Consider the following 13,867-nt stretch of genomic DNA (forward strand, 5'->3'; position numbering starts at 1 on the left):
ATTGGCGAAGGCAGAGGGAGTAGGGGGTAGGGGGACAAGGAGAATAACTGATGCCCAATTCCCATTCCCCAATTCCCAAAACTTAACTATTCAACATCTTTAATGCTGGTTTTGCGTTCTAAAATCTCTTTCAGCACTAAGGTTACTACCGCTAGCAACGCTAAAAGTACAGCAGCAGAAAAAGCAGCTTCGGTTTCATACTGTTTGTAAGCATCTTCTACAAACAGTGGTAAGCTCTGGGTTTGGTCAGCAATGTTGCCAGATACCACCGAAACTGCACCGAATTCACCCATTGCTCTGGCGTTGGTCAAAATTAAACCGTAGAGTAAGCCCCAACGGATGCTAGGTAAGGTGACGCGCCAAAATATCTGCCAATCTTTTGCACCGAGAGTTCTAGCAGCTTCTTCTTGATCTTTACCAAATTCCTCTAAAACGGGAATTACTTCTCGCGCGACAAAGGGCATACTCACGAAGGCTGTAGCTAGCATCATACCTGGAAAGGCAAAGACAATTTTGATATCGTGTGCTTGGAGCCAAGGGCCAAACCAGCCATTGCGTCCGTAAAGTAGCACAATCATCAATCCTGCGACTACAGGTGAGATGGAAAAGGGTAGGTCGATAATGCTTAAAACTATGGCGCGTCCTGGAAATTTATGACGAGCGATCGCCCACGCTGCACATAGTCCAAATACTGTATTCAAAGGTAGAGAAATTACAGCCAACAATAGTGTTAACCAAGCTGCATGGAGAAAAGCCGGTCGTGTCAGGTTGGATAGAAATGGCCCAACTCCCTTGCTAAAGGCTTGGACAAATACGTTGATTGCAGGGATGTATTGAACTAGAGCTAAATAAGCGATCGCTACACCAATTAAAACTATTGGAACCCAACTCTTCTGTTTGGTGGTATCAGATACAGATGAATGAAAACTTGGCTTATCTAGTGTCATATCGCCTTGCCCATGCTTGTAAGAAATTAATTGCCAATAGCAGTACCAACGAAATTGATAGTAAAACTATGCCAATTACTGTTGCACCAGAGTAGTCATACTGCTCTAACCGTTGGAAAATCAGCACAGGTGCGATCAAATCTTGATAAGGCGTATTGGAAGAGATAATCACAGTTGATCCATATTCCCCAACTGCACGGGAGAAACCCAAGGCAACACCAGTTAAAATTGTCGGAAATAAAGGTGGCAAAATTACTTTCCAAAAGGTCTGCCATTGAGAAGCACCCAGACACCAGGAGGCTTCTTCAATTTCATGTTCCATTTCCTGAAGCACGGGTTGCACAGTTCTCACAATAAAAGGTAGTGAGATAAATATCATTGCCACTGCTACTCCCGTGCGGGTAAAGGATACCTTAATTCCCAGTGGTGCTAGTAGCGAACCAATCCAGCCATTATCACTGTAAACTGTTGCTAAAGTTAGCCCTGCTACCGATGTTGGTAGGGCAAAGGGTAAATCTACTGTGGCATCAATCAAGCGTTTTAAAGGAAAGTCGTAGCGAACCAAAACCCAAGCAATTAGAGTACCAAATACGCCATTGAGCAAGGCTGCAAATATTGCTGTAAAAAAAGTTACATTATATGTTGCTAATGCGACATCGCTGGTTGCGATCGCCCAAAATCTCGCCGGAGGTTCTGTACTTGCTTTCAAGAACATGGCAGCTATGGGGATAAACAACATCACCGTGAGGTATCCAATGGTGATTCGCCAAGTCCAGGGAACGCGCCCCAATTTCTTCCAGAACGGTGTTTTGCGTTCAATTTCCACAGAAGTCCCTACAGTCGTCACGTTGCTTCGCTCCGAATTCAAAATTCACGCATTCAAAAGAAGTTTTTTGTAAGTATTCGTAATTCGTAATTACTATTCCACAACTGTTCGCATAATTATGGCGGGCAAGATGCCCACCCCACAGTAGTTTTATTTAATCTGAATTATGCAATTTAACTGTTTTTCAGCTTAGTTGATTTGTCCTTCAATTACGAATTACGTTCGCGGAGCGTGCCGGAGGCTCTATTACGAATTACTTTTTCTTGGCTTGAATCTGGTCAAAAATAGCTCCATCGGCGAAGAACTTCTTATTGATTCCATCCCAACCACCGAAGTCTGCAACTGTACCCAGAGTTTTCACCTTGGGAAATTTGTCTGCAACTTCTTTACTTAGAGTCAAAGTATCATCCGTTGGTCGGAATCCTAATTTTGCAAACTCCTGTTGAGCCTCTGGAGTATATAGATATTTGACAAAACCTTCGGCAACTTCACGAGTCCCATGCTTATCTACATTTTTGTCTACCACTGCTATGGGATTATCGATAGATATATTGACATCGGGGACGATCGCAGTTAACTTTTCACCCTTTTGTTCTGCCAAGATAATCTCATTTTCATAGTTAATCAAGGCATCACCTTGACCTTGCTTGAAAAATGCATCAGTAGCTTCACGTGCATCTTTAGTCAACAAAGGCACGTTTTTGTATACCTTGGTAACAAACTCAGTCGCTTTAGCATCATCTCCACCAGTTTTAATCACTGAATTCCAAAGAGCTAAGAAATTCCAGCGAGCAACCCCTGATGTTTTCGGATCGGCAGTAATTAGTTTTATACCGTCTTTAGATAAATCTTCCCAGTTCTTGATGTTTTTAGGATTTCCTGGACGTGTGACTAATGCTGCCACTGATTTGGAGACAATACCATTGTTGGGAACTTCTTTCTCCCATCCTGGCTGAATCAATCCAGCTTTCTCAATCTTTGAGGTGTCTCCAGCTAGTGCCAAGTGGACAACATCTGCTTCTAAACCATCGATAACGGCGCGAGTTTGAGAACCAGATCCGCCATAGCTTTGTTTGAAGACGACAGTTTGGTTATGATCTTTCTTCCACTGTTCTACAAATTTAGGGATAATTGCTTCATGAGCCGCTTTGGTGACAGCAAAGGAAACTAGAGTTAGTTCAACATTATCTTTGGTTGCAGCCACAGGAGCCGCACTAGGGGTTTCAGAGGAAGAATTACTCGCAGTTTCACCACCGGAGCAGGCGGCAAGCGCCACACTCAACACAGTACCTACTAAAAAGAGTGATACAAAGCTTTTGAGCGAATTTAGTCTGAACCGATATGTTCTACGTTCAGCGTAGATGCGATCGCTTTTGGGGTTGCTGTAGGCTAGCAGCTTGTCGTAAGACATCGCTTTTAATCTTTTCAGTGGGCGTTGCCACAAACTCATTCTATTTCCTCCGCTAAATCTACAGTTATCTGATGGGAATACAGTTATATTCTGCTTATAATACTATATGATTTCATACATCTAGTTGCAAACACTGAAAAACCTCACATTCTTTATCAAGAACATGGTGATTCTACCAGTTCTGTGAGGAATTGCAAATGCTTTTATTTTCAAATATCAAATTGCAATCAACTACCGAATATATCAAGCAACTTGATAGGTAATTGAAGATTGGGTATTAGTTATAAATCTGCCTCCGGCTTCCCTCTCCGATACTTTGGAGAGGGATTGAGGGTGAGGTTTGATCTTATATTTAATTACGCCTACCTACTTATAAAAAATAAAACCCATTTAGAAAGTATCTAAATGGGAAATTTTCTGTTAATTTTTGAATTTGTCCACAGGCTCACATTCTTAAGTAAATGCATATTTGAGGGGCAACCCATCCTGAAAAACTAGTAATTCTCCTGGTTGGATTGGTGTCCAAACTTCGTTGTCAGTAAGAGGTGTGGTAGCAATAACAGCAACGCGATCGCGTTCGGTAGTCACTTCCCGAAAATCTACAGTCATGTCTTGATCGATCAAATGGGCAGCTGCAAAGGGCGCTTGGCGGACAATGTAGCTGAGATTGGTTGAACAATAAGCAAAAAAGTATTCACCATTTGATAACAAGTAATTAAATATACCTAGCTTTGCAATTGCATCACTAATTTGTTTTAGTACAGGGTACAGTTCCTTGATATCAGGCTTACCGTCAAGAAAGCGCGATCGCAATGTTTCTAGGATCGTGCAGAATGCTTTTTCGCTATCTGTATCACCTACGGCTTGATAAAAGCCCATATTTTCGGGATGAAAATTGGGTAAATTACCGTTGTGGGCAAATACCCAATACTTACCCCACAATTCTCTGCGGAAAGGATGGCAGTTTTCTAGGGTAACTTCACCCTGAGTAGCTTTACGGATATGGGCGATGACATGGGTTGAATGGATGGGATAACTCCGCACCAACTCGGCTACTGGAGAAGCAACAGAAGGTTGGGCATCTAAAAACATCCGACATCCCTTTCCTTCAAAGAAAGCAATGCCCCAGCCATCGCTATGATGATCTGTTCTTCCTCCCCGTGCAGAAAACCCTTCAAAAGAAAAGCAAATATCTGTTGGAACATTGCAATTCATTCCGAGCAATTGGCACATGAATGTTGCACTCTAAATTTTTGACTAAGGTCTCAAGACCAACATACTTCAGAATGCTGGATTGATTCTGGAGCGATCGCTTCAATCTTAGAATTTAGGGCTGAGATATTCCAAATTATCCCCAACAATAAAGAGCCTACTTCTAGTTAGCAACATGACACTATGCCAAAAGATAGTAGTAACGGCTATCTGGTGCAGCACTCACTAAACCTTCGAGTTTAGCTGCTACCGCTTGGAAATGGGGTGAATCTAGATGAGTATTCAGGGCTTCATGAGAAGTCCACTCCTCTACAAAAGTAAAGTCTGTTGGTTCGTCTTGGTTTTGCAAAAGTTTATACTCGATCGCACCTGCTTCCTGACGGCTTGGCTCAATGAGTTCCAACAGTACGGCTTTTAGCTCTTCTACTTTGTTAGGCAAAGCAATAATACGGGCAACAACGCGAATAGTTTGGTTAGTCATTTGTTATTTGTCATGGGGCATGGGGCATGGGGCATTGGGCATTGGATATGCTTATTTTCTATGTCACCTGCTGTATTATTAAGATTTATTAACACATTACGAATTATCTAAAACATCTGCTTTAAATATTGCTCATACCCTAGTTGTTCTAGTTTTTCTTGCTTGGCAATTACTGATTCGCATAAGGTTTGGCGATATTGTTGCACTTTTTCTAGCAATTCTGGTTGGTAAGTTGCCAGGATTTGTACTGCTAAAAGTCCGGCATTTTTGGCATTACCGATCGCCACTGTTGCTACAGGAATACCCGCAGGCATTTGTAAAATAGAATACAAAGAATCCACGCCTTGTAAATTCCGGGTGGGGACAGGAACACCTATAACAGGAAGTGGTGTTAAAGACGCTACCATTCCCGGTAGATGGGCAGCACCACCGGCACCGGCAATAATTACCTTAATACCACGTTGGTGTGCAAGTTGAGCGTATTGCACCATCCGTTCTGGGGTACGATGAGCAGAAACGATCGCTACTTCGCTCTCAACGCCAAATTCCTCACAAATTGCGATCGCGTCTTTCATGGTGGGCAAATCGGAATCGCTGCCCATGATAATACCAACTAGGGGAGTCATAATAATTCAAAATTCATAATTCAAAATTATTTGAGCTAGCTTATAGAAACTAGGTAATGCCGATAATCATCTCATCTATTGGCGTTGTTTGAATTGATTTATTGATATTGGTTGCATCTAAAATCAGATTTAGCTACCTTCTCGTCAGTGCGATGACCCAAGTAATAGAAAATCCTGTAGATATTATCAATGCTAGAGTGCCTGGTTACAAAGATTTGCAGATGCTCTTGGTTAACCAACAGGGCATAATTGAGCAAATATTACCAATGAGTACAGTAGAAGCACGCAGCCGTGCATCCATAATAAATGTTGCTGGCGACTGGATTTCATTGGGTGGCGTTGATTTGCAAATTAATGGTGCTTTGGGATTAGCATTCCCTGATTTGACGGCTGAAAATGCTCACTTACTGGTGAAAATCTCACAATTTTTGTGGGATGTCGGGGTAGATGGATTTTTACCAACACTTGTGACAACTTCAGTAGAAAACATTCAGCGATCGCTTGGTATTATTGCTGAAGTTCTTCCCGATCAACCAGCAGGTGCAAAGATACTGGGAGTACATCTAGAAGGGCCATTTTTGAATTTCCAAAAGCGCGGCGCACATCCAGCAGAGTATCTCTTACCCCTGACAATGGATTGGGTAAAGCAGGTTTTGGGTGATTATGCCCATGTTGTAAAAGTCATCACCTTAGCACCGGAGTTAGATTTCACTGGTGAAGTAATTCCATATTTGCGTTCTCTGGGAATCATTGTCAGTTTAGGGCATTCTCAGGCAACATCTGCCCAAGGGCAACGTGCCTTTAAACAAGGTGCAACGATGGTAACTCATGCTTTCAACGCTATGCCAGCATTACATCACCGCGAACCAGGATTATTAGGGGTAGCAATTATCGATCCTGATGTAATGTGTGGTTTCATTGCTGATGGTGAACATATTTCGCCCACAATGCTGCAAATTTTACTTCGCGCTAGCTATCAAGAAAAAGGGCTGTTCCTTGTCAGCGATGCCCTTTCTCCTTTGGGACTACCCGATGGCGTGTATCCTTGGGATAGTCGGGAAATTGAAGTTAAAAACGGTACGGCACGACTAGCCGATGGCACTTTGTCGGGGACGACTTTACCCTTGTTGGTGGGAGTGCAAAATTTGGTGAAGTGGGGAATTTGTGATGTAGAAAGTGCGATCGCTTTAGCTACTAATGCACCTAGAAAAGCGATTGGTTTACCAAGAATTGTTAAGAATCAATCCGCTAACTTATTACGCTGGCATTGGAATGAGACTACAAAAGCATTAACTTGGGAACGTGCGATCGCTACAGAAATGAAGGCTGGAGATTGAAATTTATCACCAAATCAAGGATTTAAGACCCCGACTCCAACTGTCTTTAATTTTGAAGTAGTAATAAGTAATGGGTATTTACTTATTACTTATTACTTATTACTCATTTAAAGCTAAGAGTTTGTTGCTCCCGACTTTGAAAAGACTTAACGACACTGGCGATATTTGACGTGATAAACCAAGCCTCGGTGGGCGAGGTCAAAAGAGTCAACGGTTGCCATCCCTTTACCACTGGCGGTCATTGCAGCATTCACTCGCATATTTACACTATCACCACAGCGTGACCAAACATCAGCCACAGTCACTAATTGATCGCGGACATTGTAATCACGTTCACCATTAAATGTCCGAGAAAAAACAGGGCCACGCTGACCAGCAAAAAAGTACTCTGCTCTTAGCCTACCAGTTGTTTCAGGAGCAATATAGCCTCGATAATCAGCATCGTAGAGAGAAATTTGAAAGCCTTGGGGAACTTTGATCGGAATACTTAAGTTACAGTTTTTGCGTCTTTCTTCTGCCTTGTTCCCTACAGCTATAAATTTATCAAATAGAATACTTAGCTCTTGACCATCGGGACTGACACTTACACTAGCAGATCCTTCAGGGCAGCCATTACCCCCATATTCTGCACTGACAATTTGCACTGTGTCGTTAGCAAAAGCAGGGCCAATGGAAGCTGTTATTAGTGTAGCCACAGCTAGAAAAGCTTTGATAATGTTGCTAGATGTTGTCTTGAAGTTTTGATTATTCATAACTTACCTTTTTTGAGTATTTTGGATAGTGTTAGTTCCAAATTTGTTGCGGGTGATTCCAGAAAACTGATTGTTAATAAAATCAGTACCATCCATATTTAAATACGAGGTAAAACCCATGTGAAACTTATAACAAGTTCCTGCATTTTTGATATGGATGAGGAATCTAAAATAAATTTATTTTCGGTGAAAAAATCAAGGCATTAATAGGGCAAGTATAAATTTGCTAACTGGACTAATTAGCTTAAAGAAGTCAAAATATAGACTATTAAAGCTATTTTCGACACCTTAAAACTATCGAGAAGTTAGCTATTTAACTTACCGAAGCTACATCTGCATATTGACTTTAGGTAACTAGAATTGAACTGAATTACTTATAGAAGTCTCTAAAGCAAATTCAGGATTGGGATTCAGAATAAATACGTAATTTATGTATGACTGCTGAATCAAAGACAAAAGTTTCCCTCACTAAATACAATATTTAGCAGTCTACAATTAACGATATTTTTCCTCTAATTAATTCTAATTTTTGACTTCTAACTTCTTAGTCAAGACTTGGATATTTAATCTGTACTTGCTTAATGACCAAAGATTTTATTATTGTGTTCCCGTAAAACTAACTAGGCGATCGCAACTTATTATTTAACTGCAAAGCAACGGCACAGTGTTACTTATGCATGTCAACTTAAGTACTTCTACTAAAAAATCGGGTAGCACACCTGTGCTACCTTACTGTGTGTCGTAGCGTAACCTCGACTATTGATAAATTGCCCCATCAGGCATAATTGCCCCAGCGAGGTTAGTACCAACTAATTTAACCAAAAGACGCTCACCAGAACGAATCCGCGCTCCTGTCAAGTCGGCTCCTCGCAAGTCGGCTCCACTGAGATCCGCTCCAATCAAATTAGCAGCGCGTAAATTCGCCTCTCGGAGATCCGCTAAAAGGAGGTTTGCCCGAAATAAATTTGCTTCAGATAAATTCGCCCCTCTGAGGTTGACTTTGTGCATAAAAGTGTCGCTGAGATTAGCACCGCTTAAGTTTGCATAACTTAGATTTCTGCCAGATAAATCTTTGTTGCTCAAATTTGCCCGACTGTAGTCTTTACCACTCAAATCTGAGTTTTGCTTTGGTGGCGGCTGGGTTGGTTGAGATGGTGTTTGATATTGAGATGACGGTGAAGGTGAATTAGATGTGGTCTGATGTTTGGTTTTTAGAGAGCGCAACTTTTCACGAGCTTCATTTATGGCTTTCAGCTTGTCTTGTGCTTTCTGCTGTAAACGGAGATTTTCTTTGGGAATGCGATCGGGATGCCAAACAAAGACTAAATCTTTGTAAGCCTGGTTCACTTCCTCAAGTGTTGCTCCAGGCTCTAATTCCAAAATTCTATAGTACCGCTCCAGATCGCTCATACGATATTTTGGTGGACAATCAACTTAATTATCAGTGATGGAGCCATGTATTCGCTGCATCTTTTGTCATTTGTCATTCGTCATTAGTCATTAGTTTCTCCCACTCCCTCATCTTTCCATCTCTCGATTTCTCCAGCGCGCGATCGCTCTTAAATATGCTGCAACTGGAATCTGATAAATTTCAATAACAATCCAAACAATAATCGATAAATGTGATAATAAAGTTAATATTGTCCAAATATATGGCATCCAGGTAATCGGTTCTTTGAGGTCAGCAGGAAAATAGTAAGCTACTATCCCGATTAGAGTAGTTGGAAGAATTACAAAAACTGCTGCTGCTATTCCATAACCCCAACCTAACTCTACACCTTCCAGCTGGCCTTCAGTCCAACTCAACCCACTCCAACGCCAAGTTAAGGGTGGTTGTCTAGAAGGCATCTTGATTTGCTGTAGTTCTAAATTGACTGTAAAAATTTCTTGGCAAAAGTCACAAGCCATTGCTTCCATCAATGGCATGTGAGAAATCTTACCTATCCGACAGACTGGGCAGGGGTAAACTCCATAATAGTCGAAAGATTGGGCTAAGATTTTGGAACTGGGCATAATGAAACTGATAATCCTAAAAAGTTGATTTAGTCGATGAGAACTTGGGTAACAATAATCTATGGCGATTCTTAATTGTCTGCAATAAGCTTTCGCAAGGTGAGATGACAAGTCAGGAGAATTACAGCAGTTTTTTTTGCAAAGCTAGGGACAGGGGGCAGCAGGCAGGGGGCAGGAAATAGAAACTCTTTAATATCTGATATGTGAGTCCTGCATTTTGTATCTCACTTAAAAAGCAAACTGTTGTATATATTTTTAGAAGTTACACATTCACTGGAAAGAGCAAATAAATATAGATTATTTCAAAAAGCACATCTGTCTTAGGGGCAATTTATATAGATACAAAGCAACTTAAGGCAAGTTATTGCACCTACAACGCTGATCTTCACTCCTACATTTGTACTGAGTCTATCGCTTTTTTATAGTTTGTTAACATCATGACTTATTTGAGTAGCTGGTTTTATAGCTTTTACTTTTGGCCCAGAGTAAGTTCTGGGTAAGTACCGTCATGTCGATTAATCATAACGCGCCCGGAACTCTTCAAGGTTCCGGGCTTTTTTGTTGTTATTTGGGAATGGAGACTAGGGACTAGGGAATTGAACAATTTTTTTCCTTGTCTCTCCTCAATTCCCAATCCTGATGTGGTATTGTGCCAAAGAAGTCTCCGCAGTTTCGATGATTACACTCGCAATGTCCTAGATTTAGGGGCGTAGAACCAAAATATCAGCAAAATTCCAACGCCCTAGATGTACTCTCAGTTCGTGCGCCTAGCGGACAACTTGTACCTCTCAACGCTGTCGCAACCTTGAGCAAAGATGTAGGCCCCTTAACTATCAACAAAAGTCTTTTCTACTAATTTAGGACTTACGCAAAACTACACGCAGTAGGGGCAATTCATGAATTGCCCCTACTGAAAATCAAGGTTTGGGCTATTTTTTGCGTAAGTCGTTTAATTGTTACTTCTTCCAATAAATTTAGTTTATATAAAATCATTTTTACCTTATTGTTTCAAGAAAAAGGAATATTTAACTTCCAATAAAACAATATACTATCGTATAGGCTCACAGTTTTTAAACCATACAAACATACAAAATTACAAATATTTTTCTAGCACTTATTTCTTGTAAGTCTCTAAAACCTAGAGCTAAATTTATTCTTATTTGATAGATAAATAGTAGCTAAACACCTACACAGCTAGAAAATTATTAGATTCGCTAAAGTACTCTATATTTAATACTGTTCGGTTAAGGAAAGAGACGCGATGAATGTCCGTACAATAATCAGTCTTCGTCTTGACGGTTATTCATCGCGTCTTTGTGATGATTTATCGCATCTTTAACATCTAGAATTTCCATCAAAAAGCCTTAACCGAAGCGTATTGACTCTATATTACCGTATCTACACTGTTAATTTTGGTTATCAATTTGGGAAAGATAAGTTTGTAAAGATTGATGAACTTTGAAATTATAGAGACGGGTATTCATGGTGTTACCAGAAATATTATCTCAGCAATCAACACATGAGAGTATGCTTACTATTGGTGGTAGAACAAATGCTGATGAGTTAAACTTGCGATTAGAGTCAACTTTGCAAGAATTAGTCTCTTGGCAAGTTGAGGTTGAAATAGAGTGTCCAGGGAATGATTTAGCTACGCTCTTTAAGCAAGAGCCTTTATTACCAGGAATTATCCTTAATAATAATCAAGAATATATAGGAATGATTTCGCGGCGGAAATTTTTTGAGTATATGAGCTATCCCTACAGTTTGGCACTATTTTCTATAAAACCGATTAAAATTCTTTACAAGTTTTTCCAGACAGAGATATTAGCTATTTCTGAAGATATGTCTATTGTCAAAGCTGCGGAGTTAAATTTGCAAAGGCCACCTCAAATTGCTTATGAACCGATTTTAGTTAAAACTACATCTGGAAAATATAAGCTGATTGATTTCCATCAATTACTTTTAGCCTACTCCCAAATTCATGTATTAACACTCGTTCAATTACAGCAGGTAGAAGAACAATCTAGAATTGCTAAAGCAGGCTTTCACGATCTTCAGCAAAACTATACGCGATTAATTCAAAATGAAAAAATGGCTGCATTAGGACAACTTGTTGCTGGTATTGCACACGAAATAAACAACCCTGTCAACTTTATTGCTGGAAACCTCGTTCACGCCATCGAATATAGCCAAAATCTACTTAATATTATTAGATTGTACCAAGAATGTTATCCTGAACCAGAAGCGGAAATTAAAACTGCGATCGCACAAATTGAACTGGATTTTTTAACTACCGATCTCCCCCATCTTCTTACCTCTATGCAGGTTGGTACTAAACGAATCAAGCAAATTATTCTTTCCTTACGAAATTTTTCTCGTCTTGATGAGTCTGAGAAAAAATTAGTTGATATCCATGAAGGTATTGATAGTACTCTGGTAATTTTACAAAGTCGTCTCCAAAATCACCAAAGTGGTGAAAGTATAAACATAATTAAAGAATACGGCGATCTTCCTCAAGTTGAGTGCTACGCGGGGTTACTCAATCAGGTATTTATGAATATTTTAGCAAATGCTATTGATGCTATTGAAGAGTCATTAGTCATTAGTCATCCGTCATTAGTAACGAAAGAAGGAAAAATTTGCATTCGGACTCAACTCACTAATGATAGTCAAGTAATTATTGGCATTTCTGATAATGGACTAGGAATTCCAGAGAGTTTACAGAAACGATTATTTGATCCCTTTTTTACTACTAAACCTGTTGGTAAGGGAACTGGATTAGGTTTATCTATCAGCTATCAAATTATTGTAGAAAAACACGGTGGTCATTTGCAATGCATATCAGATTTAGGCAAAGGAACTGAGTTTACGATCAAAATTCCGGTTCACCTGAATTCTGAACTTGTTTAGAAAAATAAACCGTAAAAATTTAGGTTTAAAATTTAATTCTAACTATAAGTTCCTGCTGTTTCATTCTTGACCGTAACAGGTTCTGACACGATATCATCTATCTTATTAAACTCTCCAGCCCGCCAGCTATCTGTTGTGTCTTTGATAAAACTGGCAATAGGGATTGCAATTAATAAACCCAGCACTCCTCCTAACTTTGCCCCCAACAGCAAAGAAATCACCACCCACACGGGATTTAAACCAGTCAAATTACTCAGAATTCGAGGTGCAACAAAATTAGAATTAACTTGGTCGATTGCAACAGCTACACCTAACACTTCAACTCCTAACCAAAAGTTTTGCAATGCCACCAAAAGGCTTACTATGGCAATACCAACTCCTGTACCAAAGGGGAACAGAGAAAACAAACCAATCCCAATGCCAAAAAGTAAAGCTAAGGGAACTTGCAACGCCAAAAATGCTAGAGTAATTGTCACCCCTAACACTGCTCCCAATGTTGCTTGACCGATAAAGTAATTGTGAAAATCCTCTCGCAGTAATTCGCGCAATCTTAACCCAATGTTATGGGGAAACCACTGAAATATTCCGTTCCAAAGACGTTCGCCGTTTAATATTAGATAGACAGTTAGCACTACCGCCAGCAACACGTTGAGAACAATACCAATGGTATCGACGGCAAAACCAAGAATTCTCCCAGTAAAAGACTGAAGTTGGTTAGATAATCGTTCCAGAACTTGGGTAAATAACCCACTTAAATTAATGGGAAGCTGTTGTTGACTTAACGCCCAATCCTGAAAAGTTTGGAGTTGCTGAGTACCAGAATCAATCCAACTGGGCAAAATATTGGCTAGCTCAACGAGTTGTTGGATAATTAGGGGAACTAAGGTAATGCCTAAAGCTACTAAAATCACTAGAGTGAAAAGCAAGACTCCTGCGATCGCTAGGTTACGTTTTACCCCTTGTTCTTGCAAAAACTGGATTGGATAGTTCAACACAAAAGCCAGTAGGATGGCGGCAGCAATAATGCTAACCAAGGGTTGAAAATACTGGACAACCTGGATCGATAGCCAACCGTTGAGAATAATAATCGGAAATGCCAATCCTATAGTTAACCATCGCGGCAGTTTGTTTGCTGATTGCATTAGTGATGACTCCACAAGAGTTATAACTTTATTTTGGCTTCTAGGGAGTGGGAGTGGGGAGTGGGGAGTGGGGAGTGGGGATGAGGGAGATGAGGGAGATGAGGGAGATTAATTACTGACTACTATAGCGGTTCCCATTCAGATACAGTACAACATTAACGCGAAGTGTAAGGGCACAGCAGTGCTGTGCCCCTACGGGTGTATCTCACT

At 40.3% G+C, this 13,867-nt stretch carries 12 protein-coding genes; 2 read left to right on the plus strand and 10 right to left on the minus strand.

Annotation, left to right across the window (positions count from 1 at the left end):
- Nucleotides 1-86: 86 nt before the first annotated feature.
- The 6 genes from cysW to purE all read right to left on the minus strand — a co-directional run bounded on the left by cysW (nucleotide 87) and on the right by purE (nucleotide 5,503).
- Nucleotides 87-947, minus strand: coding sequence for a sulfate ABC transporter permease subunit CysW (gene cysW, locus V7K98_RS02285; RefSeq protein WP_335019193.1), 861 nt, complete (start codon nucleotides 945-947; stop codon nucleotides 87-89).
- The gene (gene cysT, locus V7K98_RS02290) at nucleotides 934-1,794 is read right to left on the minus strand and encodes a sulfate ABC transporter permease subunit CysT (protein ID WP_442940385.1); all 861 of its coding nucleotides are present in this window, start codon (nucleotides 1,792-1,794) and stop codon (nucleotides 934-936) included. Before cysT ends, cysW begins: the two co-directional genes overlap by 14 nt.
- Before the next feature lie 232 nt (nucleotides 1,795-2,026).
- Nucleotides 2,027-3,223 (minus strand): sulfate ABC transporter substrate-binding protein, encoded by a 1,197-nt coding sequence (locus tag V7K98_RS02295; protein ID WP_335019195.1) that lies wholly within the window; start codon nucleotides 3,221-3,223, stop codon nucleotides 2,027-2,029.
- A 414-nt stretch (nucleotides 3,224-3,637) separates the two neighbouring features.
- Nucleotides 3,638-4,417 carry a class II glutamine amidotransferase gene (locus V7K98_RS02300; protein WP_335019197.1) on the minus strand — a complete coding sequence of 260 codons (780 nt, stop codon included), beginning with the start codon at nucleotides 4,415-4,417 and terminating at the stop codon, nucleotides 3,638-3,640.
- Nucleotides 4,418-4,577: 160 nt separating this feature from the next.
- Nucleotides 4,578-4,877: a putative quinol monooxygenase gene (locus V7K98_RS02305; protein ID WP_335019199.1), complete on the minus strand. Its 300-nt coding sequence runs from the start codon at nucleotides 4,875-4,877 to the stop codon at nucleotides 4,578-4,580.
- A 107-nt stretch (nucleotides 4,878-4,984) separates the two neighbouring features.
- The gene (purE, locus tag V7K98_RS02310) at nucleotides 4,985-5,503 is read right to left on the minus strand and encodes a 5-(carboxyamino)imidazole ribonucleotide mutase (RefSeq protein ID WP_335019202.1); all 519 of its coding nucleotides are present in this window, start codon (nucleotides 5,501-5,503) and stop codon (nucleotides 4,985-4,987) included.
- 152 nt (nucleotides 5,504-5,655) lie between these two features.
- On the opposite strand from purE, the gene nagA reads away from it, so the two are divergent.
- Nucleotides 5,656-6,840: an N-acetylglucosamine-6-phosphate deacetylase gene (nagA, locus tag V7K98_RS02315; protein ID WP_335019204.1), complete on the plus strand. Its 1,185-nt coding sequence runs from the start codon at nucleotides 5,656-5,658 to the stop codon at nucleotides 6,838-6,840.
- Nucleotides 6,841-6,986: 146 nt separating this feature from the next.
- Here the strand turns inward: nagA and V7K98_RS02320 are convergent, their stop codons facing one another.
- From V7K98_RS02320 to V7K98_RS02330, 3 genes are all read right to left on the minus strand, one after another.
- Nucleotides 6,987-7,592: a DUF4360 domain-containing protein gene (locus V7K98_RS02320; protein ID WP_335019206.1), complete on the minus strand. Its 606-nt coding sequence runs from the start codon at nucleotides 7,590-7,592 to the stop codon at nucleotides 6,987-6,989.
- 756 nt (nucleotides 7,593-8,348) lie between these two features.
- Entirely contained in the window at nucleotides 8,349-9,002 is a 654-nt protein-coding gene (locus V7K98_RS02325; RefSeq protein ID WP_335019208.1) for a pentapeptide repeat-containing protein, read from the minus strand.
- A 108-nt stretch (nucleotides 9,003-9,110) separates the two neighbouring features.
- Nucleotides 9,111-9,605 (minus strand): hypothetical protein, encoded by a 495-nt coding sequence (locus V7K98_RS02330; protein ID WP_335019210.1) that lies wholly within the window; start codon nucleotides 9,603-9,605, stop codon nucleotides 9,111-9,113.
- A gap of 1,527 nt (nucleotides 9,606-11,132) precedes the next feature.
- On the opposite strand from V7K98_RS02330, the gene V7K98_RS02335 reads away from it, so the two are divergent.
- Nucleotides 11,133-12,515, plus strand: coding sequence for a sensor histidine kinase (locus tag V7K98_RS02335; protein ID WP_335019341.1), 1,383 nt, complete (start codon nucleotides 11,133-11,135; stop codon nucleotides 12,513-12,515).
- Nucleotides 12,516-12,553: 38 nt separating this feature from the next.
- Here the strand turns inward: V7K98_RS02335 and V7K98_RS02340 are convergent, their stop codons facing one another.
- Nucleotides 12,554-13,657 (minus strand): AI-2E family transporter, encoded by a 1,104-nt coding sequence (locus V7K98_RS02340; protein ID WP_335019212.1) that lies wholly within the window; start codon nucleotides 13,655-13,657, stop codon nucleotides 12,554-12,556.
- Nucleotides 13,658-13,867 lie beyond the last annotated feature (210 nt).

Source organism: Nostoc sp., assembly GCF_036917435.1.
Classification (GTDB): Bacteria; Cyanobacteriota; Cyanobacteriia; order Cyanobacteriales; family Nostocaceae; genus Nostoc.